19 protein-coding genes and 1 pseudogene are annotated in these 24,045 nt (G+C 44.3%); 7 read left to right on the top strand and 13 right to left on the bottom strand.

Features of this window, described 5'->3' with window-relative positions:
• The first annotated feature begins 10 nt into the window (after window positions 1–10).
• From rfbC to PFER_RS07585, 3 genes are all read left to right on the top strand, one after another.
• On the top strand, window positions 11–568 hold the full coding sequence (gene rfbC, locus PFER_RS07600) for a dTDP-4-dehydrorhamnose 3,5-epimerase (protein WP_048150691.1): 558 nt from the start codon (window positions 11–13) through the stop codon (window positions 566–568).
• 53 nt (window positions 569–621) lie between these two features.
• Window positions 622–1,473: a dTDP-4-dehydrorhamnose reductase gene (gene rfbD / locus PFER_RS07595; RefSeq protein ID WP_048150689.1), complete on the top strand. Its 852-nt coding sequence runs from the start codon at window positions 622–624 to the stop codon at window positions 1,471–1,473.
• 459 nt (window positions 1,474–1,932) lie between these two features.
• Entirely contained in the window at window positions 1,933–3,234 is a 1,302-nt protein-coding gene (locus PFER_RS07585) for a flippase (RefSeq protein ID WP_052696202.1), read from the top strand.
• Window positions 3,235–3,371: 137 nt separating this feature from the next.
• Here PFER_RS07585 and PFER_RS07580 read toward each other — a convergent pair.
• Window positions 3,372–4,072, bottom strand: a pseudogene (locus tag PFER_RS07580) (IS6 family transposase).
• Window positions 4,073–4,328: 256 nt separating this feature from the next.
• Here PFER_RS07580 and PFER_RS07575 point away from each other — a divergent pair.
• From PFER_RS07575 to PFER_RS07560, 4 genes are read left to right on the top strand one after another with little or no spacing between them, the layout of a single operon-like run.
• Window positions 4,329–5,429, top strand: a complete 1,101-nt coding sequence (locus PFER_RS07575) for a glycosyltransferase family 4 protein (RefSeq protein WP_048150688.1) — start codon at window positions 4,329–4,331, stop codon at window positions 5,427–5,429.
• Window positions 5,426–6,172 carry a class I SAM-dependent methyltransferase gene (locus PFER_RS07570; RefSeq protein WP_048150686.1) on the top strand — a complete coding sequence of 249 codons (747 nt, stop codon included), beginning with the start codon at window positions 5,426–5,428 and terminating at the stop codon, window positions 6,170–6,172. Before PFER_RS07575 ends, PFER_RS07570 begins: the two co-directional genes overlap by 4 nt.
• Window positions 6,169–7,479, top strand: a complete 1,311-nt coding sequence (locus PFER_RS07565) for a protoporphyrinogen/coproporphyrinogen oxidase (RefSeq protein WP_048150683.1) — start codon at window positions 6,169–6,171, stop codon at window positions 7,477–7,479. The genes PFER_RS07570 and PFER_RS07565 overlap by 4 nt, the downstream gene beginning before the upstream one ends.
• The gene (locus PFER_RS07560) at window positions 7,463–8,494 is read left to right on the top strand and encodes a glycosyltransferase family 2 protein (RefSeq protein ID WP_048150681.1); all 1,032 of its coding nucleotides are present in this window, start codon (window positions 7,463–7,465) and stop codon (window positions 8,492–8,494) included. Before PFER_RS07565 ends, PFER_RS07560 begins: the two co-directional genes overlap by 17 nt.
• Here the strand turns inward: PFER_RS07560 and PFER_RS07555 are convergent.
• Genes PFER_RS07555 through PFER_RS07500 form a run of 12 tightly spaced genes read right to left on the bottom strand, consistent with a single transcriptional unit; the run spans window position 8,486 to window position 24,022 of the window.
• Window positions 8,486–10,153, bottom strand: coding sequence for a hypothetical protein (locus PFER_RS07555; RefSeq protein ID WP_048150678.1), 1,668 nt, complete (start codon window positions 10,151–10,153; stop codon window positions 8,486–8,488). The genes PFER_RS07560 and PFER_RS07555 overlap by 9 nt on opposite strands.
• On the bottom strand, window positions 10,147–11,352 hold the full coding sequence (locus tag PFER_RS07550; protein ID WP_170218355.1) for a glycosyltransferase family 4 protein: 1,206 nt from the start codon (window positions 11,350–11,352) through the stop codon (window positions 10,147–10,149). The genes PFER_RS07555 and PFER_RS07550 overlap by 7 nt, the downstream gene beginning before the upstream one ends.
• On the bottom strand, window positions 11,342–12,454 hold the full coding sequence (locus PFER_RS07545; protein ID WP_048150673.1) for a glycosyltransferase family 4 protein: 1,113 nt from the start codon (window positions 12,452–12,454) through the stop codon (window positions 11,342–11,344). Before PFER_RS07545 ends, PFER_RS07550 begins: the two co-directional genes overlap by 11 nt.
• 10 nt (window positions 12,455–12,464) lie before the next feature.
• Window positions 12,465–14,012: an alkaline phosphatase family protein gene (locus PFER_RS07540; RefSeq protein ID WP_048150670.1), complete on the bottom strand. Its 1,548-nt coding sequence runs from the start codon at window positions 14,010–14,012 to the stop codon at window positions 12,465–12,467.
• The gene (locus PFER_RS07535) at window positions 13,999–15,192 is read right to left on the bottom strand and encodes a DUF1972 domain-containing protein (protein WP_048150667.1); all 1,194 of its coding nucleotides are present in this window, start codon (window positions 15,190–15,192) and stop codon (window positions 13,999–14,001) included. Before PFER_RS07535 ends, PFER_RS07540 begins: the two co-directional genes overlap by 14 nt.
• A 3-nt stretch (window positions 15,193–15,195) precedes the next feature.
• Window positions 15,196–16,068 carry a glycosyltransferase family 2 protein gene (locus PFER_RS07530; protein WP_048150665.1) on the bottom strand — a complete coding sequence of 291 codons (873 nt, stop codon included), beginning with the start codon at window positions 16,066–16,068 and terminating at the stop codon, window positions 15,196–15,198.
• Window positions 16,069–16,119: 51 nt separating this feature from the next.
• Entirely contained in the window at window positions 16,120–18,504 is a 2,385-nt protein-coding gene (locus tag PFER_RS07525) for a glycosyltransferase family 39 protein (protein WP_084593934.1), read from the bottom strand.
• Between the two features lies 1 nt (window position 18,505).
• On the bottom strand, window positions 18,506–19,051 hold the full coding sequence (locus tag PFER_RS07520; protein ID WP_048150662.1) for a hypothetical protein: 546 nt from the start codon (window positions 19,049–19,051) through the stop codon (window positions 18,506–18,508).
• Complete coding sequence (locus PFER_RS07515; RefSeq protein ID WP_048150658.1) at window positions 19,052–20,347, bottom strand: DUF58 domain-containing protein; 1,296 nt, start codon at window positions 20,345–20,347, stop codon at window positions 19,052–19,054.
• A 3-nt stretch (window positions 20,348–20,350) separates the two neighbouring features.
• The gene (locus PFER_RS07510) at window positions 20,351–21,280 is read right to left on the bottom strand and encodes an AAA family ATPase (RefSeq protein ID WP_048150656.1); all 930 of its coding nucleotides are present in this window, start codon (window positions 21,278–21,280) and stop codon (window positions 20,351–20,353) included.
• Entirely contained in the window at window positions 21,270–22,289 is a 1,020-nt protein-coding gene (locus tag PFER_RS07505) for a DUF4350 domain-containing protein (protein WP_048150653.1), read from the bottom strand. Before PFER_RS07505 ends, PFER_RS07510 begins: the two co-directional genes overlap by 11 nt.
• Complete coding sequence (locus PFER_RS07500) at window positions 22,286–24,022, bottom strand: hypothetical protein (RefSeq protein ID WP_157255151.1); 1,737 nt, start codon at window positions 24,020–24,022, stop codon at window positions 22,286–22,288. The genes PFER_RS07505 and PFER_RS07500 overlap by 4 nt, the downstream gene beginning before the upstream one ends.
• Between the last annotated feature and the right edge of the window lie 23 nt (window positions 24,023–24,045).

Genomic DNA, 24,045 nt, shown 5'->3' with positions numbered 1-24,045 from the left:
GGTGGTGTCAATGCCTTTCGAGTTTAAACGGTTGGAAATTCCGGATGTGATACTAATAAAGCCCAAGGTCTTTGAGGACGAGAGGGGCTTTTTCATGGAGACCTACAAGAAGTCCGACTTTGAAAAAGCAGGAATAACCGGGGAATTTATCCAAGACAACCACTCAAAGTCCAAGTATGGCGTTCTCAGAGGTTTACACTTTCAGAGGGAGCCCTACGCACAGGCGAAGATAGTGAGGGCCGTTAGGGGCGTCATCTACGATGTTGCCGTTGATCTGAGAAAAGACTCGCCGACCTTCGGGAAGTACGTTGGTGTCATCTTGTCAGAGTTCAACAAGTATCAGCTATACATTCCAAGGGGTTTTGCCCACGGGTTCGTAGTTCTGAGTGATGTGGCTGAAGTAGCCTACAAGGTGGACAACATCTACGCTCCTGACCACGAAGGCGGACTGATATGGAACGACCCGGATGTGGGAATTAAGTGGCCGATAGAAGAGCCAATGCTCTCAGAAAAGGACAAAAAGTGGCCAACTCTAAAAGAGTTGATCGAAAAAGGGGAACTATTTTGAGGTTTTTATTTCTCTTGGTTATATCTCCAAAAATTAAGTGGTAGGTGATCCAGATGAAAGTTGCAATAATCGGTGCAAATGGTCAGCTTGGAAGTGATTTAGTTAAGGTTTTCGGAGAAGATGCTATTCCCTTAACCCACAAAGATTTAGACGTGACAGACTTTGAGAGTCTGAAAATTTTGAAAGAATTGAAGCCGGACGTCATAATCAACACTGCCGCGTATCATAAGACAGATGAGTGCGAAGAGAACCCAGAAAAGACATTTCTTGTTAATTCCGTTGGCGCTAGGAACGTTGCACTTGTATCCAGCGAGATAGAGGCAATAGACATATACATAAGCACGGATTATGTATTTAGCGGAACCAAAGGAGAACCCTATACAGAAGAAGACGTGCCAGACCCCATAAATGTCTATGGAGTTAGCAAGTACGCTGGTGAACTTTTAACCAAATATCTAACTGACAAGCACTACATTATCAGGGTTTCTAGCTTGTTTGGTGTTGCAGGGGCCAGTGGAAAAGGAGGAAACTTCGTTGAGACAATGATAAAACTTGGGAAAGCGGGCAAAGAGATAAATGTTGTTAATGACATAGTGATGTCCCCCACATACACAAAGGACGCAGCTTTGGCCATTAAAAGGATACTCGAGAAGAAGTTGCCGTATGGAATATATCACGTAACTAACGACGGCTTTTGCAGCTGGTATGAATTTGCAAAGGAGATATTTAAACTAACTGGCATGGAAGCCAATTTGAACCCTATAACTTCAAGCGAGTTTCCAACAAAAGCCAAGAGACCAAAATTCTCAGCATTGAATGTTGGAAAACTAAAATCTCACGGCATTTGGATGAGGCCATGGAGTGATGCGTTAAGAGAGTATTTGATGGAGAAGGGGCATCTCTAATACCCAAATTGGATAAAGCGATGCAGTACACTCTTAATTTGTTTTTATTAAGACTCATCAAGCGCGCTTTGAACAGTGCATACCTCACCCACTGTGTAAAAGTGACGCTCATGAGCGAAGCTAGTCAAGCAGTGCAGAAGATTGCCAGGGGGACGGGGATTGTCTTCGCCGGGACGGTTATTTCGATGTTTTTCGGGTTCTTGAGCAAGGCTCTAATAGTGAGGCACTTTTCCACTGCGGAGGATGGGTGTTTAACCTCGCCTTGAGTGTTTTAAATATAGCCCTTGTTATTGCCATGCTAGGCTTCCAGAATGCCCTGCCAAGGGAGGTGGCGTTCTATAGAGAACGGAAATTCTTCAAGTGCTATTATTTAGTTAATATTGACACAATGAATCATAAGACAGCGCAATAATTCTTAAAAAATGAGTATGACATTACACTCTCAGGTGAGAGCCAATCGTGAATATCGGGAAGAGAATAGCAAAGAATACGGCAGTACTCTTCGTAGCTAAACTAACGAGCTTGTTACTTGGCTTTTTGTACATAACGTACACTGCAAGGTATCTGGGCCCGGCGAATTATGGTATTCTGTCATTTGCTCTAGCCTTGAATGGTATATTTGGAGTTATTGCTAATTTCGGCCTTGACCCTCTAACCGTCAGGGAAGTTGCAAGGGATAAGAACCTAGCTAAGAAATATCTTGCAAATGGACTTGTATTGAAGCTGTTGTTCGGGACACTAACATTTCTGATTGTTCTTATAGTGGCAGATATCTCCGGATATCCACAAATTACAAAGATGGTCGTGCTCATAATAACATTGTCAACTATTGTTTCTGGGATAAATAAACTATTCAGTGATATTTATCAAGCTTTTGAGAGAATGGAGTTCATGTCCCTTGGTCAGATCCTCCAGAGCATGCTTTACTTAGTTTTTGCAGTAACTGTGATAAAACTTGGCTTGGACGTGGTATATTTTGCGATGATTTACCTGATTGTGAATTTGTGCATTTTGGGGTATCATACAGTTGTAATCACCTGGAAGTTTTTGAAGCCCAAAATCGAGGCTGATTTAAATTTTTGGAAAAGCATTGTGAGGGAAGCATGGCCATTTGCCCTAACAGCAGTATTTATTTCAATTTATTATTGGGTTGATTCGGTTATGCTTTCTTATATGAAAGGAGATGAAGTCGTAGGATGGTATAATGCAGCATATAGGATAATAATGCTGTCTCTTACAGTTCCAGCATTGTTAAATATAAGTATATATCCATCGATGTCATATTATTGGAAAAGTGATCAAAAAGTATTTTATAAACTTTTCAATGGATACTTTACACTTATGCTACCTCTTGCTGCCCTTCTAGGTGTTTCAGTTACAGCATTATCAAATTCCATTACTTTAATCATATTTGGGAGCAAATATCTCCCAAGTGCAAAGATTTTAAAGATACTTATATGGGCTCCTGTATCGGTATACTTAAGTTCTCCTTACGGTCGACTTTTGGAGGCATCTAATAAGCAACAAATTTCTGCTAAAATCACGGGTAGCGGAGCCCTTATTAATGTTGCTCTGAACCTCGTACTCATCCCCCAGCTCTCAGCGGAAGGTGCAGCAATTGCGACTGTACTTACCGAAGCATTCATAACAAGCTACGTTATAATATATTCCAAAAAAGCCTTTGGGATTAGTCCTCATATTGAAAAAGAAGTACTTAAACTCATAAGGAGTCTGATGGTAAGACGTGGAGGCTCTCCTTAAATCACTATTGACCTCAATTTTCCTCATAGCGAGAAGTGTGATATACAATCTCAAATATCCCCACGCAACTATAGGATTCGGTACTACAATATCAAATAGTGTGATAGCACATAACGTTCGAGTCGGCGAAGATACTGTCAGGATAACTGGGGTATCACCTCCTGAAACCATTCGGTAATATTGCCCGGAGGACTACCAAGCGTGGAGTGCACCCTAACAAAATTATACCAGAAAGCAAACAGGAAAATAAACCTGTGAACCCTCCTCCAATCCTTACCCCTGAAATTATTCCAGAAACGCTTAATCCGCTCCTTAACAGTCCTAAACCAACGCTCAACGTAATTCCCGGGCCCAAAAGTCACGTGAATAAACGGCAATTCCAAACCATTAAACGCAGGCGGGTACCAGACAGCCCTATCAACCAAAAAACCGGTATCCCCTCACAGGAGTTTAAAACAGTCCCAATGAACCTTTTGGCAATCCACAGGTTTCTGGTAGGAGTAATCCAGACTGTTAACACTTCCCGGCTCTCAATGTCAATGGCCGCCCAGAGGTACCACTTCTTCCCATTAATCTTCACCACAGTCTCATCAACTGCAATGAAATTCCGCTGTTTCTTCACTGCAAGAGTCTTGAACTGGTAAACAGTCTCCCCGAACTTTTGAACCACTTCCCAGACGGTTGTGTGACTGATTCCGAGGATTCTGGCGACTTGTCTGTAACTCAAACCCTGTAAGTACAGGTTTATCGCCTGAATTTTCTTCTCTACTGGGATTTTATTCCTGCGAAAAGGTTTTAAGGCTGAAACCAACCAGTAAATAATGGTTTCAGCCTTCATATTTCTCCACCACTTTTTCTGAGGTGTCATAACCAGATTTAAACATAACCCCTCAGCTTATCCTGACAGTATCAAAAAAAATATAAACCGCCTTAACAAAGATAAAATGGTGGGAATTTTCGGAAATGTCCTCAAGGCCCACATGCACCGATTAACATCACATCTTAAGAGTTAAGAAACCGGGTGGGTAAAAAATCATCAACTCATGCAATTAGAATCTGTAAAGGGGAATACAATTTGGTAAGGAGGGCTAAATATGAGAATTAATTATACCATGTTCGGGATCGGCCCTACCGGAGGGAACCGAGTATTAGTTGAAATCGCAAATAGACTAGCCGAAAGAGGCCATGAGATTTCTATAACAACTCTCGGGGATGAACCACAAGTGAAAAAAATACCATTTTCCATCAGCGCCAAGGTTAATCTAATATACACTGGACCGAACAAAGTTTGGAAACTATTTCTACTTGGTCTAAGAAGGATTTCAAACTTACACATGCCCCAATACGACGGGATAGAAAGACTATCAGCAAGAATGCCCGATTGCGATATAAACGTCGCTACCTATTGTTTGACGGCATATCCAGTTTTCATAAGTGGGAAAGGGATACCATTCTACCATATGCAACATTATGAAACCCTGTTTTTTGACGATCATTATCTAAAGAAGTTGGCCGAGATCACATATTACTTACCACTAAACAAGATATCAAACTCCATATGGCTTCACAATATCATCAGAGAGAGATACGGTGTAGAAACCCCCATACTCAATCCTGCTATTGACCACAATATATTTTATCCTCGCGAAGTTAACGGAGAAAAGAAAAAATTAAGAGTTGTTGCTTACGGTTCAAATCGAAGATGGAAAGGATTCCCAGAACTTCTTGAAGCTATGGCCATAGTTTTTAAACACAGAAAAGACATCGAATTTATAGTATATGGTCCAGCTAGGCCAAAGTACTCCCATCCCACTGTTAATTACACATTTGTCCAATCACCAAGTGACGAAGAGCTTGCCGTGTTGTACTCCTCCGCAGACGTCGTTGTAACCCCTTCTTGGTACGAAAGTTTCCCGCTCCCGCCGCTTGAAGCTATGGCGTGTGGTGCCCCCGTTGTAACTACAAGATACGGAACAGAAGATTATGCATTCCATGAAAAAAATGCACTAGTTGTTCCACCAAAAGATCCTAAAGCATTGGCTGATGCTATACTACGATTGCTAGAAGATGAAGATTTAAGAGAACAGTTTAGAAAAGAAGGTCCAAAAACTGCAAGACAGTTCACCTGGGATAAGACTGTTGATAATGTAGAAAGATTATTCAAAAAAGCCCTGAAGGGAGATGGGATAGTATGAAGAGTATCGAGGAGTACTACAAAAATGATTACCTCAAGATGATAGATATAGACGAGGAGACAGGATACGGAGCTCAGAGATTATTCAAAGAAATCATCGGGGAGCCTAAAAATCTGCGGATACTAGATGTTGGAGTTGGCACAGGATCAAAAATAGAATGGTTAGTCGAGAAGAATGAAGTTTATGGGTTAGAGATCAACGAAGTCGCAATTTCTAGGGCAAAGAAGAGGGGAATAAACGTTATTAAAGCTAATATTGAAGAAAGATTTCCATTTGAAGACAAGTCCTTTGACCTAGTTATCTGCAGCCAGGTTTTAGAACACTTGGTTAGGCCATATAAAACATTACAAGAGATTAACAGGGTATTAAAGCCCAAAGGAATTTTTATTGTTGACGTTCCAAATCATTTCGGTTTGCTGTCTCGAATTCATATACTGTTTGGGGGGAACCTATATCGGGATCACGCGGGATATTGGAGAAACGAGAAATTTTTCGAATGGAACTGGCCTCACATCCGGTTCTACACCTACTCAGGATTTAGAAATTTCCTAAGTACCTATGGCTTCGATATCTTAGAGGATTTCTCTGACAGAGCAGTCTTATACAGGCCTATAGGGATCATGATGTATACTATAAGGAAAAGATTCCAGCCCATATATCCTCTCATTAAAAGAATGTATCGTCCCCAATTATTTTCATCTTCCTTCATATTTAAAGCTGTAAAGGTGAGGGATATTCGATGAAGGAAGAGATAGGGATCCTCGGCGGTGGTTTGACAGGACTTTCGTTAGGATATTTTCTTAATCAAAAAAGCTATAAGTTTATGATCCTCGAAAAGAACCAAGAAACTTCAGGATTGTTAAAGTCAATTCAAATAGATGGATTTACCTTTGATATTGGCGGTTCCCACATAATATTTTCAAAGGACAAAGGGATCCTCAATTTAATGGTGTCACTGCTCGGAGACAACGTTGTTAGAAACCGAAGAAACACTAAAATTCTTTATAAAGGACACTACATAAAGTATCCCTTCGAGAACGGCTTAGCTGATTTGCCAAAGAGGGACAATTTTGAGTGCTTATACTACTTTGTCCAGAACCTAATCTCAAAAGAGAAGGGACTACTGAACCCCCCACGAAATATGAAAGAGTGGTTCTACTACACATTTGGTAAAGGAATTGCAGAAAAATATCTGATCCCCTACAACGAGAAGATTTGGAAGTACCCCCTAGATCAAATGAGCACAGTCTGGGTCGATAGAATCCCCCAGCCACCAGTTGAGGACATAATAAAGTCCTCCCTTGGAATACCAACTGAAGGCTATACTCACCAGATCTACTTCTATTATCCAAAATACGGTGGGATACAGAGCCTGGCAAAAGCCTTTGAAAAGCCGATAAATGGTAACATAATTACAAATTTTGAAGTCAGAAAGATCAAAAAAGAAGAAGGGAAGTGGATAATCTCGAACGGGAAGCAAGAATTTGAAGTTGATAAGCTAATTTCTACAATTCCATTGCAAGAGTTAATTAAAGCCCTAGAAGACGTGCCCAATGAAGTTATCGAGGCAGTAAATAACTTGAAGTTCAACTCTCTAATAACGGTCGGAATAGGAGTTGATAAGCCAAAACTCAATGACTTTTCATGGCTCTACATTCCGGATAAGGACGTTTTAACTCACAGGGTTAGCTTCCCCTCCAACTATTCGCCTTATGGGGCTCCTCAAGGGAAGTCTTCAGTTCTGGCTGAGATAACATACAAAGACGGGGATGGGGTAAGCCGGGCGAGTGACAAAGAAATTGCAGAGAGAACTGTGGAAGATTTGGATAGGTTAGGAATAATTGATAAGGATGAGGTAATCCTAACAACAGTTTATAGATTCAAGTATGCCTATGTGATTTACGATCTGAATTATAAAGAAAATCTTAAAACAATATTTAGTTATTTAAAGACGATAGGAATCGACAGCATTGGAAGATTCGGAAGTTGGGAGTATGCAAATATGGATGCGGTAGTTAAAATGGTGAAAAAATATGTCGAAGGTTCCTAGAGTTTCGATTATCATTTTAAACTGGAACGGCTGGAGAGACACTATTGAATGCCTCGAATCGCTTTATCGGATAACCTATCCCAACTATGATGTTATCGTTGTGGATAATGGGTCAGAAGATGACTCTGTTCAAAAAATTAAAGAGTATGCAGCGGGGAAAATCAAGGTTAATTCAAAGTTCTTTGAGTACAATCCATATAACAAACCGATTAAGGTTTTTGAGATACTTGAAAATGAAGCAAAACAGGGGAAGTTCAACAGACCTCATTACGGGAAATTTGATTCCAATAGAAGGATGATTTTAATCAAAAACGAAGACAACTACGGATTTGCTGGCGGGAATAACGTTGGGATAAAGTTTGCTCTGAGTGTTCTAAACCCAGACTATGTGTTACTATTAAATAATGATACCGTTGTAGATCCGAACTTTTTAATAGAGCTCATTAAAGTTGCAGAGAGTGATGAGAAGATTGGAATTGTTGGTCCAAAAATATATTATTACGACTACAATGGAAGGGATGACGTGATATGGTTCGCCGGAGGAGAATTATCTCAATTTGGATGGTTTTATTATCACAGAGATCAAAAAATCGCCGAAAAGTATAGCACCTCCCCAACTAGTGTGGATTGGATTACTGGAGCTTCAATGCTTTTAAAAGTTAACAACTTGGGAAGACTAACTATACTAAGTCAGGACTATTTCTTTGGAAATGAAGATGTTGATCTCTGTATCCATGCCTCAAAACGGGAATTGATTAACATGTATGTTCCAAAAGCCAAGATTTGGCATAAAGTGGGAGTTGCCAGAAAGAAAGTTGCAAGCGTATCCCCGGAGCTCTTTATTAAGACCCATTTAGATTATATTAAATTGATACAGAAACACTCGGACAGATTGAGCTTTTTTCATCGCTTTTTGCATGTAGCCATTAAAATAAGCATCGGAATTATTATTCTTTCAATTAAACATCGGGATTCACATGTACTATCTCTGTTCTTAGATTCATTATTATCCTGACAGTATAGTTACGATATAGTTATTATAAATCCAATTTGATACCATTTGTTCTTTTTTATACTCATCATAAATCCCGAAATATCTAGCCACATGGGTAAATTTTGGAGACCAATATAAATAGTCCCAGTTGGAATTCGCCTTTGGATAGAAGTCTGTCGAAAACTCAAACTTATGACGGTTTGGATATACTGTTGGATATATTTCTCTCACAACAGAAATATTGCAAGCATCGGGAAAATTCATTTCTCCAAATAATCCTGATGTCACTAGATATGTGTCCTGGACAAATAACTGAGGCCCTACACTTAAACTTATCAAGACATTAAGAGTATACATAAAAGGCGTCACAATTAATATGATTATTAGCATTAATAACAAACGTTTGTAAGCTTTTAAATTTTTAATATATCTCGAAATGGGCATCATGAATACCTGAAGTGCTCTCTGACCAAGAAAAATCGTGAAAAGTCCAACTAAAAATAAAATCACAGAAGAGATCAACACAAGGATATCATACACAAATTGTAGTGTTCTTTTGTCAGTAATGACTTCTTTGAATATGCCATAAATTACCAAAAGAAGCAACGTAATTAGTATCAATCTAACGCCCGTTGCTTGAAAGGCATTAAAAAATCTAGGTACCATATCATAGTGTGGGAATACCTTAGGAGCCTGAGGGCTACTCATTGTTCTAAGAAACCACCTAATTACCAACCAAGTTTCCCCCATTGACCTTCCAATAGTTCTAAAGAACAAAACGAGGGGAACCCGTAGTTTGAGGTAATAAATATAAACAAACCCCGCTAGGTATGACCCCCATAAAGTAAAAATTGCTATCCCAAATTTTGATGTATACGAGGATTTATTTATATACAGATACCCAAGTAGAAAAGATGTGGGAAGAATATAAAAAATAAACATAAATGGATGTGTGAGTATTAATGATGTCCAAAGAATAAATAAGAGCACCATATTTTTTGCAATCGAATTTGAATGTAATGTAGATGTCGTAATCTTATACAAAAGAGGAAGATACATCAATGAGAAAGTTTGAGGGGCGAATTGGAAATTTATCACATAAAAAGAAAGGACTGTATATCCTAAAACAGCTAACACACTTGAAAACATATCCTCATCAGTAGAATAATATGATAGGAGAATAAAATAAAATATCACAAGAAATATAATAAAGAACAAAGTGTATAATGTCGTCGCTCCAACCTCAGATATTAACATGATAAATCTCGCCATTATGAAAAAAAGAGGATATGAAACCGGGTATGAATAAATACCCGCAAGATCTTTGTTAATGTGAGGATATTTAACGAGTAGTTTTATGGCAAGAGGAATACTCGTAGTTTCAACTTGTCGATATGGAATTATAAAATATATGTTAAGAGAATAAAGGAGAAGTACATAAATCAACCCAACAGGGATGAATATTGTTGTCTTTTTGTTTTCGTTTTTGGATGTCCATATTATATAACCACCGATACATGGTATCAATAATATCAAAATCCACGCCAATAACGGAAATTCAATAAAGATATTATCCCCAGAGTAATAAGAAAACCTATTGGTCAGGATATCTACTAGCAATATAACAAATGCTAAGATCATAGCCTCTACTAACATAACAATTTTAATCCGATTTACCATTTTCCCTCACCAAGATAAGTGGATATTATTCTCTCCCATCGTCTTAAAGCACTATCAAAACTAAATTCTTTTCTTATGGATTCCATGCCTTTTTTCGATATTTTCAGCAACTCTGGGTGCATTAGTGCCCTCTTAATATTCCTTGAGATATCCCCCGGAGAGTTGCTACCCATAATAAACCCAGTCGTTTCATCAATAATTACATCTAATATTGCTCCTGTAGACGTTGCTAATACCGGAGTTCCACATGCCATTGCTTCTAATATTATATTAGGCAATCCGTCTAAACTATTTATTGGGGATGGGAACACTAGAAGTCTCAACTTATTCAGTACATTTATTAGTTCATTGTCGGGGATATACCCCAAAATTTTTATTTTCATTTTGATGTCGTCATTCTGCTGGATTACTAATTCCCTAATTTTACTCTCTAAAGGCCCCTTGCCTCCAATGATAACATTAAATCCACACTGGGAACTTCTTTTGGGCTCATTAAATATTTTTAATATTCCATGTATAAAATTTACAATCCCCTTTTCAGGACTTAGTCTACCAATATACCCAACCAAAGTTGCTCGTTTAGAAAAGGGAGTTATGTACTGCATTTTTTCTGATTCTACATACATACGTCCATTTTGAATAACTTTTCCCCTGTATCTATCAAGCTTGAGGGTATCTTTTAATCCAGGAGATTCGAGGATAATGAAATCACTAATCAGAAGAACAAGTTCATCCAAAATAGCAACTAGTCTTGACAAGAGATTTTTTGAATATAACTTCCATACTGACATGCCTCCCACACCAGACATTAAATATACAATTTTCTTTTTTAAAATGAATTTAGAAAACAACACTGGAAAAGTAAAATTGTTTCCGGCCATGACAAACACCATTGAGTAATCTCTACTAAGTTTTATGAGATGGAGTATTGTCTTAAATTGGAACAGCAAAAATTTAAGGAATCTAGACAGTGGGTTTTTTGGAATAGTATCATTTAAAATAAGCACTCTAATTTTGGAATTCTGAATTTTTTTCAACTCATTATCACTTGTCAAAACCGTTATCCTTCCAATTGACTCAAGTGAAGATAACAAGGTTAAAAGTTTTTTCCGATATGTAAATCCCCCACTTCCTTTTGGAAAGTACCAACTCAAGAAGACAGCATTAATCTTTTTATTATTTTTGACTTCATATTCCAAGTATATCTTTGTAAAGGTTTTCATAGTCTTTTACCACCTCCTTCCAAGTTCTTATCTTTTTACTAAACGGCCCCACTTTAACATCATTATTAGCAATCTCTAGTATTAATCTAGCAACCTCTTTTGGATTTGGAGGGTAATCCACACCAAAGCACCCAGGCTCAGTTAGAAACTCTCTTAAAGCAGCTTTTTTTGTTACTATTACCGGGGTCCCCAAAGCTAGAGCTTCCGCAACAGTTATTCCATATGCCTCAGATTCAGAGAGCAACAAAAACACATCTGCGTTTTTTATTTTATTTATAAATTCCTTTCTTGGTAAAAAGGGTTTCCATTCTATCTTATTCATAATCCTTAGTTTCCTAGCTAACTCTAATAATCTTTTTTTCTCTGGACCTTCCCCAATTATCGTGAGGATAACATCGTCCACTCCGAAATCATAAACTAAGCTATGCAGGCTCTCCAATACATACTCAACCCTTTTCCTCTTTATTAAATAACCAGAATAAAGAAGGCAGATTTTATCTCTCTGCTTTAGAGGCTTTTCTGTATCAATTATATCCACACCATGTGGTATTATTAAGATTTTATCTGGACTAATGCTAAATTGGTGTACAAGAATGTTGACCTCAAATTCAGAAGGTGAAATTATACGATCCGCTAGGTCAAATGCTTTCTTTCCGATAATGGCATTATAACCTCTCCAAAAATATCTACCCCCCAATGTGCTCCTAGCCACATCCAAATGAGGTGAAAATACCAAAGGTACAGAGGGGTAGTTTCTTTTGATTACCCAAATTACTTCAGGGGCAAGCAAATTATGATACCCATGAACATGAACAATATCTGGATCCAACTCAGCTAAATGCTTTTTCAGGTAGGAGTACATCCCAAGGCTCAGTCCATAGAAATGTTTTGAATCAACTCGGATTATCTTAAACCCATCATACTCCTCCTCATTTGGTCGATTTAGGGGGTTTAACTGTAAAACAATAACTTCATGCCCCCTCTTAACAAGATTTTTAGATATTTCCCTAATGACTTTATAAATTCCCCCCGGAGATAAAACATCGGCTAGAGGAGGAGCGGTCATTAGTATTCTCATATTACCACACCTACAGTTTCAACTTTTTTGCAATCTTCCTCACTTGCATTTTAAGGTTATAATCAACATATTCAGGCTCCTCTTCTCTAAATTCTCTGTCCTCAAAAATATCCCTTAAGACTTTTCCACTTACATCTTTTGGGATCGGAATACCATACACTTGTAGTATCGTAGGCATTAGATCCACCAACCTTGCCCCATCAACTTCATAATTTTCTTTTATCCCTCCTCCAACGGCAACAAAAATTCCATATAGATCATGCATTCCAGTCCATTTGCCTTCTGGGGGGATGTCCCAATCACTATGGATGAACGGAAGAGAATACACGTACGTCTGATTGGGCAACAGAATTATATCTGGTGCATTCTCGTTGTATAACTGATGTCCCTCGTAGATTTCCAGTGTAAATGGCTCACCATCAGGTCTTATTATATTTTTGAGTTCACTAACAAGCTGGGTGACAAAGCGTTTTCTTTCCTCTTCATTCTTGAACAGCCGGCGGTTTAGGTACAGCAGCTGGCCCTCAATGGGTATAACCTTCGTGTTTTTGAAGCCTATAACCTGGTAAAGTACGTCACCTGCCAGCTTGTGCTGAACTCCCCATTTAAGTCGTTTTATTCTCAGTTTTTCATTGCCAAACTTGATCGTTTTTTCGACAATCTTGTAAGCAGTATCAAGCGAGATAATTCTTGAAACACTCCTAATAACTTTCCCTCTAAAAGTCAGCTTCAGATAGCCTTTCTTTATCAGCCAGTTTGCAATATTAAAGCGGTATTTGCACTCTGTAAAACCATGGTCTGACATTATGAAGAAATACCACTTATCTCCCGTGCTTTCGAGGAACTTCAGCAAATCCCCAACAAGGCCGTCCACCATAACCCACATACGTTCTATGTAATCATGATATGGAGATTCCGGATCTAGCATATCCCTCCAGAAGAAGTGCTGGACACCATCAGTGTGGGGAACACTCATATGAACGAAATCGGGATTATTTTCAGTTATTAACCACTTAATGACTTCAAAGTCCCTCTTTGTCTCCTCGAGCACTATTTCATAGGTGCGTACTCTGTCCGTAGTAAAAGCAATATTGTGAAAGATTTCCCCAAATTTTTTCTTAATGATCTCATACAACCCTTCCGGGTAAGTTCCCTTGGGCAAGTTTGGAAAATCCGTTATCATAACACCATTAACCTTTTTGGCTGGATATGTAGAGAACATTTTGTAGATTACAATTCTTTTGTTATGCATACCCAAGATGTCCGCAAGATCAAGAGACTTAAAGTCACGAGAATCCGCGACTTTTAGTTTATACGTTCCTGGATCAAACTTGAGAAATGCATAAACCCCCAACTTGCCGGGATCTTTTCCAGTAAAATAGCATTTCCAAGCAGGAACCGAGATTGGTGGTATGATACTTTTTAATTTGCCATAAGCCCCTTTTTCAAGAAGCCTTTTGAATGTGGGCAACTTGCCTTCCGTGATTAACGGCATTATGACATTCCAAGAGCCTCCATCAAGCCCCAGCACAAAAACTTTAACATCATTCTCCCTCATAAGACCGCCCCCGCAATACTAGTCTAAACAACCTTTCATACTCCCCTGCAACTTTCTCCCAGTTGTACTGTCTCTTTATTCTCTTAATCTGGGTTTTCTTTATAAGCCTTAAATTGAACTCCCCTCTCTCAAGCATCTCCATTTTATTGGCTAAATCCTCGGCATCTTTAAAGTATATTCCTCCCTCTTGCAAGACTTCCTTGTTAAATGGGACATCATATGCCAAGATAGGTCTCTTGAACAGCATCTGCTCAAGCAGGGAAGGATTTGTCCCCCCAACTTCATAGGCGTGGATATAGGCAAAGGCATTCTTCCTTAAAACTCCAAGGATTTCCCGGTCATAGATTGGGTCAAGTAAAAGTATATTCTCATTGCCCTTGGCCAGTTTGAAGAGATGTTTACTATACGGATCATTTTTGTTGAAGTTCCCAACGATAACAAGCTTCTTTGTTGAGTTTGCTTTTTTAAACCCCTCCAGTTCAATGTGGATGTTGTTCTCCGCAACTATTCTAGCCACAGTGAGATAGTATCCTCTAGGTTTAATGCCGAATTTTCCTAAAATACTACGCTCCTCTTCCTTTGGAATGCTTGAGGGCATCAATTCCCTCGCCCCATAGGCAATGTATACCACTTTTTTTGGTTTGTGCATTCTCTTAAGATGTTCTTCGATGGCAAGAGAATCTGCAATAGTGACATCCGGCAACTTGCAGGAAAGGCGCTCCATCAGGTACATGTGTACCATCGTAGCGAGGTAAAGCGGGAAGAGGTGAAACGGCACAAACCGGCTCCTCTTTATTAACCTGCGCCACTCAACACCATCAGAGTTTATTAGGACCCTCTTCTTTGCCAGTCTTGAGAGAACAGCTGCCAGAGCACCATCAGGCGAAACGTGGTAAATAAGATCAACGTCTTTGGAGTGTCTAAGAAGGAGGTACGTGGTAGCAATGACGTCATTGACCGAGGGGATAGTCAAGCTCTTTCCTTGGACAGATGGAATATGAACTCTGATTATTCCGTCATATTCATCCTCAGAGAATCTATCGGACTCACATGTTACATAAACCTGAAATTTGGCTTTCAATCTCTTCGAGAGTTCATGAACAACTGTTTCAGTTCCCCCGTACCTCCCTGGAATGCCTCTAGAGCCCACTAGAGCAATACTTGGTGATTTTAACACCATAACTCACTCCCTCACCATCTTCGCTAACACGTTCAACGTCAGTCCTGCAACAAAGAGCTGTATTCCTATTATAGTAAATATGCCCGCACCTATTGCCTGAGTTAAAAAAACCCTTCCCCCGTGATAATAAGGCTGGAGGGCCAAGTAAGCCAGTACTCCAGCAGTTACAAAGGACATCAAACTCAAAACCCCAAAGAGCAGGAGGGGCCTTTTATACCCAATTAAACCAACAACGCTGGCCAGGACACCCAAGCCGTGGGAAACCGGGTTCTTCTTGTGCTTGTTCGGGACATCGTACCTCACACTTATCGGGACCTCTTTAATCCTAAGCCCCTGTTCCCTTGCGTTGATCACCATGTCAGTCTCAACGGCGTAGCCACTGCTGCTTAAGTTCAACTTCTCAAGGGCCTTTCTCCTTAGGGCCCTGAACCCGCTCTGCGAGTCAACTTCCATCTTCGAGGCAACTTTGGTGCTCTTGTTAAGCACCCAGAGGCCGAGTCTCCTGTACAACGGTATCTTCTTCTTAGAACCGTTAAGATAGCGGGAGCCTATAACAAAATCAGCTTCTCCTTTAATGAGTGGCTCAACGAGGTAAGGAATCTCCTCAGGGTTGTGCTGTCCATCGGCGTCAATTGTTACAACAACATCGTAGTCCTTACTAAGCGCGTACTCGAAGCCCGTCCTCAGGGCGGCACCCTTGCCGCTGTTGGTTTTGTGCCTTATAACGATGGCCCCTGCCTTTTGAGCGATCTCCGATGTTCTATCGCTTGAGCCATCATCAACTACCAGAACGTCGCCGTACTTCTTGGCCAGCGCAACGATTGATCCAATCGTAAGCTCTTCGTTGTACGCGGGAATTATTATCAGCGTCCTCATGTCCGTCCCCTGTTGGAGTGATTACCCCCATACTGATCAGGTTATTAGGCTTTACCGCCGCGCATTTAATAAGTTTTTTGATACGAAAATTTGTAAAACACTACTTTTTGACACATTTTGCTTCCTCCCATTGCATCTGAACACTCCCCTGTCAACAATTTGTTTTCCCTCTGCATAGGCATATCTTATCACTGTCCCGTTAACATCTCCCGGCAGCTCAAACTCCTCAAGACCCTTAACACCGTACCACTTCTTGAAGACGAGCGTCCCGTTGTCGAGGAAGCCCCATATTCCTAGTCCCGTTCCTGTGGTGTTCTTGAAGTGAAACACTACAGTGCCGTTTGTTCTTGTAACTATCACATTGGGGTGCTCGAATCGGTATATCTTAATCCTTCCGCCGTCCGAATAAACGAGACGGTAGTGATTCGGAGCATCGCCAGTAAAGAGGCGCGCCATGGTTGTGTTCGCTATGGTTCGGCTCATGAGGAACGCATAGCCGTAGTTCAGGTTGACGTAGAGGACGGGACCGAGAGAAGCGCGGGAGGAAAGCGGGGCGTTGATAGTTTCATTGCCAACCTCCACCAGGAGCTCCGAGGGATACCCGGTAGCGCCGCCCGCCACAACCTTTGCTTCCCAGATTGTGTTCCTCTTGGCTACGAGAGCCTTATAAGGACCGTTCTCAAAGGTGAATATGTTTCCATACACCCCCGTTAGGGGGAGGAGGGCAAAGCCGTACTCCTCATCCGTGATGTTCTCCCACCGCTTGGAGAGTTTTACCGTGTTGATAATCGGTCCCAGTTTGAGGAAGTCCTCGTAAGAGACTATCACGTAGTCCACACCTAGATTTTGTGCCCAGTTCTCGCCGAGGAGGCCGAGGAGGTAGGCTGCAACGGAAGGGTTGGAGCTTCCCTGCGCCACAGGAGACCTTCTGGAGTAGTAAGTTATCCAGTGTCCGTAGTCCCACCACGCCAGAACTATGTCGTTCTCGTTGGAGTTTTCCTTGAGCCAGGTGAGTGCCTCGACCCACTCCTCGGTTATTATTGGTTTCGTGTTCCATACCTTCGAGAGGGCGAGTGCCCCGGATGTGGAGGGAATCAGGACAAGGAGTACTAGTCCGATGGCCAGGAACTTCCTTCCACTCAAGCGCGGCCTAATAGCTTCGTAGAGCTCCACCAGCCCAATCCCTGCTGGAAAGGCTATAGCGGGGGAGGCTATGAAAAGGAAGCGCTTCCAGAAGGCCAGCATGTAAAGTGATGGGAGCATTAACCCAAGAAGCGGAAAGTCCCTGACGTTCCCCCTTCTGAAGGAGAGGGCGTAGAGCGGGAGGAGGAAGAGGGCGAGATTGTATGATGCCCACAGGTCACCTTTAGTTGGAGGGCCTGTTTCCTGGACGGGCCAGTTTTTAAAGATTCCAAATCCCGCGGAGAGCTCTTTGAGCGGACCAGCCCCCCTGAAGAGCAGAAGAATCCCTATGAAGGCGAGAACAATAACGAATCCTGCCCTGTGGCGCTTATCCTTCAAAATCCTCACGAGAAGAAACAGGAAAACAATAAACGCAAGCGAGAGGGGAACGAGATATCTCAGGTGAACAATCAGGTAAGCGTCCTTGAGGATGCCAAAGCTAAGTCCGAGTTCTTCAGCGATACGCTTCCCCGTCCAGTCATTATACCCCAACATCCCGTAGCCGAACTTCCCCCCAAGGGCGTTTGCAAGTAGAACGCCGGGGACAGTGGAAAGAACGATTAACATGGCGTCCTTAAAACCCTCTTTCTCACCGAGGATGAAGGCACCAGCGCCGATAAGGAGAGCATTTGAAAGGAGGAAGATGAAGATTGGATAGTACGCCTGCCAGAAAATACTTGCAAACCCGCTCGCAAGGGCGGGGATGAGATAGAAGGCAAAACGCTTGGGCCCTTTTTTATAGGTGAGCGCAAGGGCAATCCCGAGGAATGCCACGCTGTACCAGAAGAGCATGTAGTTGTCGCCGCGATAGTAGTTGGCCATTGATCTGAACACGTGCCCGTAGCTTATGGCCAAGAACAGTGAGGCAAAAAAGGCACGTTTCTCATCGTAGAGCCTCAAAAGGGCGAAGTAGAACGCCAGAACCGTCAGCGTCCCAAATATAACGGGCGTTATCCTGAAGGCCGTCTGGAGGGAGAGACCGAAGATGCTCAGCAATTTATAGACGTAAGCGGGGGTCATCCAGAGGCCGAGGGGATGGACGAGCTTCACCTGATACCCCCATGGACCACCCGCGATGGTCAAAAAGTTGAACCATTCGCCGGCCTTCAACGCCTCCTCTATGTAAGCGAGGTGAAAGTAGGGGTCGAAGCCGAGCAGGTACTTGAAGCGGAGGGGTATGAGACGGTATATGAGTGTAATAAGCGTTATGCCCGGAACCGCAAACTTTGGCCTGAAGAGCTTTTCTACGTCCATATCAATCCCCTCCCGGTATAAGCATTTCACTACTTTTAACGTTTTTCAGCGCTAGGAGGATTGCGGTGAGGGCCGTGAACCCCCCGAGGACGAGAACTCCCCCGCTGCCCCCGAGGTTTTGGAGGGTGTCCCGGGCGATGAGCATCACAACCGTGACCATAGCGGGAGCCAGCATCACCAGGGGTTCCGGTCTCAGGGAGGCCAGGTAAAGGAGTGCCCCCACTATGAAAGCCTCCGGGAAGAGCGGGGACAGGAGCATTATTGCCCCCGCTGCAAGTTCGGTTTTTTTAATCTTGATGGTGCTCCTTAGAACGTCCTCCAGAAGGAGGAGAAGTGAGAGGGCGAAGATGAGAATGCTGATCCCATCCAGATAGCTGTAGAGGTTCAATGGGGGAACCTTCGAAGCCACATAGGGGGCGTAGAGGAAATAGGCTCCCAAACCAGCGTCCCTGCTTCTCATGGAGAGGATGAAGGGAAAAATACCAAGTAGCAGAACCGGCTGCCCCAGCACCAACGATGAAATTATAACAGCCGCAACCCCTATCATTCACATCACCCTCGCTATCTCGTTTATATAGTCGCTGGGCCCGAGGTCGAGTGTTGGAACTAGAGAGCCGAAGCGTTTGATTAGCCTTTCCCTCTCCAGATAGGCCCTGTAGAGCCGCTTTAGGGTTTCTTCGTCGAGCTCCTTCGAGTAGAACAGTACAGGGTTGGGCGAGAGGAGAAGAACGCGGTGAATCCTTCTCGCGCTTGCTATGGCCCTGTATAGGTCCGAGGGATTACTAAGGTCGCTTATGAAGATGAGGATTGAGGGTTGCTTTACGAGGGAGAGGCCCTCGAAGACCCCTTTGCTTCCGCGCCTGCCCTTTCTAAGGGGAAACACCTTTCTCAAGAACTCCCTAGCTCTCTCGCTCACCGCCACCTGAAGACCGAACTTGAGGCTCATCTCCTTCTTCTCCCTCCGTATGGCAAGCTTTTGCCTCATTCTCCCCAGCTGCGCCGCTCCCCTGGAGGCCTTCAGGAAGTCAGCATTTTCTTCGTCGTAGATTACCATCCCAATCCTGTACGACTTTATAAGGTTGGAGGCCAGCTGGAGGGCAAGGGTAGCTGCATAGTCTATTTTGGCCCTCTCTATGCCCTTCCTCATCTCCCTGCCGTTGTCAACGAATATGTAAACGTCGGCCTCCTCCTCCCTAAGCATCTCCCTCACTATGAGTTCCCCAAGCCTCATCGAGGCCTTCCAGTCTATCCTCTTGAAGTCGTCCCCGTGCTGGAATTCGCGGAGCTCCTTTATCTCCATGCTCTCGCTCCCGAGGAACTGACTCCGTCTGTACATCTCAGCTAGGCGTATGTTGTGGTCGCTCCTCACCGCCTCCTTTATCGCCTCCACGGAGGGATAAACCGGGAGCTTTACCTCCTCCCCAAGGGTAAAGTCCTCAAAGTAGAGGCCCCTCTCGTCCTCCGCTCTCACTTTCACGGGCCCCACCGAAAATTCTCCCTTCGAGTGGGCCCTTATCCTCAGCTCGATCTCTATCTCCTCTCCCTGCGAGAGAAAGACCTCCCCTGGTTCCTCAACTTCAAGTCCCCCCGTGTTCAACCCCACGTTAACCCTCGCATTTCTCCCCCCGTTCCTCACTTTAAGAAGAACCTTCCCCCACCTACCCTCCTCGAGGCTTTTTGGCGCCTCAAAGCCACCGCCAATTTGAAAGCTCACACGTCTCTTGACGGCGAGGAGGTAGAGGGGGATAAAGAACCCCAACACCGCAGGGGCCGTGTTCTCACCGAGGTAACCCTCAAGAACGAGGAGGAAAGAGAGAAGCAGAAGAAGCTCTTCGCGCGTCATCTCTCACACCGGCACCGCTGTGCTCCTCAGAACGTCCTCTATGACGTCCGTCGTTTTTAATCCTTCGAGCTCGTACTCCGCCTTGAGGATGAGCCTGTGCACGAGGACGGGCTTTGCCACCTTCTTGACATCGTCGGGGATGACATAATCCCTCCCGTCGAGGAAAGCCGAGGCCTTTGCCGCGTAGAGGAGGTGCTCTCCAGCTCTGGGGGACGCTCCGAAGAGCAGTCTCTCATCCTCCCTCGTCCTTGCGACTATCGAGTATATGTACTCGATGATTTCGTCACTGGCAGAGACTTTCTTAGCTTCGCTTATGAGCCTCATGAGGCCCCCATGTGTCACAATGGGCCTTATTTCACCAAAGTCGTTGGTACTCTTCCTGCGAAGAAGGTTAAGCTCCTCTTCCTTTGGTGGATAGCCGACTTCAACCTTGAGCATGAACCTGTCGAGCTGGGCCTCCGGAAGAACGTAGACGCCCTCGTGCTCCAGAGGGTTCATGGTGGCTATGACGAAGAATGGCTCAGGGAGTCTGTGCGTGGTGCCCTCGATGGTGACCTGCTTCTCCTGCATCGCCTCTAGGAGGGCGCTCTGGGTTTTGGGCTGTGCCCTGTTTATCTCGTCCGCGAGAACAACGTTGGCAAATATCGGCCCGTGCTTTATGGTCCACTCGCCGGTTTTCTGGTCGTAGTAGAAGATACCCACTATGTCCGCTGGAAGGAGGTCGGGGGTGAGCTGAATTCTCGAAAACTTCAACCCTATCGCCTGCGAGAAGGCCTTGGCTATGGTTGTCTTGGCCACACCGGGAATGCCCTCTATGAGGACATGTCCCTCCGATAGGAGGGCTATTGTGAGCAACTCTATTACATCTTCTTTGCCGACGACGGCCTTCCTAATCTCTTTCTTAAGCCTTTCCATGAATCCCTTACCGTCCATGGGCATCACCAAGCTTTGAACCTGTCTCTATTTCACGGATTATCTTCCTCAACACCTCGCCGTCAAGTCCCTCTTCCTCGAGGCTTTTAACGATTTCCTCAAGTTCCATTTTTTCTTCCTTCACGAAGAAGAACAGAAGCGAGCGCATCTTCTCGAGAAGGAGAAGCCAGAGGCCGCTCTCAATGATGAAAACAACGAAGGCAACGAAGAGGACGTAGTAGAACACGTGCTCCTTGTTGACAACCCGCTTTATGGTTATTGTTCCCGAGGTGTATGGGTTGAAATCGCTATGGTGGGCCTCGTCGATGTAGAATGGCCCCGTTGCGTAGTCAAGGAGGTTATTTATAAATGCCTCGTTGTCTTTAAACAGGGCGTTTGTGAAAAGATCCGGGTCCGAAACGAGGATTATCCTCCCGGAACCGTAGGACACCTCATCCACCAGTGTAAATGCACCGTATTTTCCGTTGAGGAGCGAGGCGTTGGGAAAGAGCACCAGCGGTTTGGAGGGGTTTAGGACGGCGGAGGGTCTGAGCGTCACCACGACCTCAACACCCTTCTGAAGCTCGGGGAGCAGCACATTGGACGTCATCACGGATCCGGAGGCTTCCCGGTAGATGGGGCTTATAACCTCCCCTTTCGAGAACCGTTCCTTAACACCCAGAGCGCTTAAAAGGGCGTTCCCCGTTCCAAAATCATCGGCCAGAATCAGCGTGTTTCCCCCCTCGAGGAAAACTTTGAGCTCGCCCACCTCCTCGTCCGTGAAGGCTAGGTTGGGCCCTATGACCAGAAGGGTGCCCCTCTTCCCCCCCAAGCCGGAGGAATCATACGTAGAGAGGAGGGGGAATATCTCGCCCCTCGAGTAGAGGAGCCTTCCGAAGCTTGAAACACCCCTGGGGCCCGTGTTTAAAACGCTGTACTTTGCGTTGCTCTTCATCACGGGCACGGAGAGGGGCATTACCATGAGCCCGATGCCAACGATGAGGAGGATGGCGTAGAAGGCCCTTCTCACAGTTCATCCCTCACAATAACTGTCGCTATGACATTCGACACCTTCCTTAGCCCTCTAGCAAGGGCCCTTTCCCCCAGCACCTTTTTCCCGTACGCCATAGCCTCATGAATGTAAGTGAGCTCCCCCAGCTCTCTAAAGAACGGCTCCCCTCTCAGTGTCTTGAGGAGTTCCCGCGGCGTTAGGGAGCGGGGGAGGCGGTAGAGGCGGAGGAGAAGGGTGTAGAGTAAGCGGTACGCCTCAATGAACGTTGGGGAACTCCCCTCAATGACCCCGGTCTCCATCTGTGAAGGCGGCTCCTCCACTTCCGCGACATGGGGCTTTCTCCTCCTTCCGGCGAGGCGATAGAGCAGTGCACCAATGATGAGGACTAGGGCCGCGATGATCAGCCTTCTCACGAGGCTGTAGGGCTTCACGTCGAGCTCAACGATGTTGGATTCGCTCCGCTCGTACCGATCATTCCCCGGAAAAACAACCTGGACGGTGTGGTTCCCACTGCCCAAAGAGAGCAGAAGGGAAAACTCCCCCGAGAACCTCTCAACTTTCTTCACCTTCCCGTCCACCACCACCTCCAGGGGGATTTCTTCGTCGGTGCCGTTGATAAGGCCATTTATCTCGAAGGTCTTTCCCGCGAGGAGGCTCCCCTCCGGAGGGAAGAGCCGTATGACCGGCCTCGGCTTGGGTGGAACGAGGGTCACGTTCGTCTCTGTCCCTTCGTATAACTCATCCCCCTTGAATATGAGGGTGGCGTTTATTGGCTCCGTGAGGCCGCTTATGTTGAAGTAAAACAGTCCGTTCTCCTCAGTTATGGTGGGGAAGGCGTAGCCATCTATGATGAGATAGACTGTCTTATTGAGGAGGGGGTTGCCCGAGTAGTCAATTAGGTGGCCCTCAAGCCTCAGAACACCGTTTGGATACTCCGAGGTCACTATTCTGGTAGGTATCTTGTTGATCTTGACTACCACGGGTTTGCTGAACGTCAGCCTACTCCCGTTGGCCGTGATGCCGTACAGAACATACTCTCCGGGTTTGTTGAACCTCGCGGAGAACTCAAAGGTGTTCTGACTCAGGAAGGGGTAAGCACTCGTGTTCACAAAGATTTTAAAAGTGATGTTCTCCCCCGCTATCATCTCGGGGCTGGCGGCTATTATCTCGAAGTCGGAGGGCGTTACGGTTCTGCTTAACATATCCCCGTAGGTGGAGAGGATACTCCTGAGTTTGGACGTGCTATCAGTGACATTTTCCACATCGAGGGTGAGATTCTCCCCGTTAGCCCCAAGGAGACTCACACCCTTTATCTGCTCGAGGAGCCGTGAACACTCCTCAAGGGAAGCCTCAGCCGTGAAGTGGGCCTGCCTTGCCGTGGAATAGTCCTTGGTGGTCATGCTCATACGGAGTCTCTCCACACTGGTGGCCAGGCGGAGTGAGTTTTCTCCCAGGTCTCTGAAGAGCCTTGAGAGCTTCAGGACGTTTTCCCCAACGCCTTTGTTTGAGTACGTGAGAACTTCCTCATAGGCTGTACCCGTAACTTCGTAGAACTGGGTTGCTCGCTTCACGCTCTCGTTACTGCCCTCGGAGATCAGGTCAAGAACTTCGCCGAAGTCCAAGAGAAGGGAGTTGAAATAGGCATAAGCCCCCGAATCGTCCCTCTGCACTGGGGGCCCGGCTTGAATAGGGAGTGAATTCAAGATCAGGAGTCCGAGCAGTATTCCAGCAATCTTCGCCTTCATCTCCACCGTCTCTGAGTTCTCCGGGTAAA

The organism is Palaeococcus ferrophilus DSM 13482 (assembly GCF_000966265.1).
GTDB classification, from domain to species: Archaea; Methanobacteriota_B; Thermococci; order Thermococcales; family Thermococcaceae; genus Palaeococcus; species Palaeococcus ferrophilus.
This window is presented reverse-complemented; position numbering and strand designations above follow the sequence as displayed.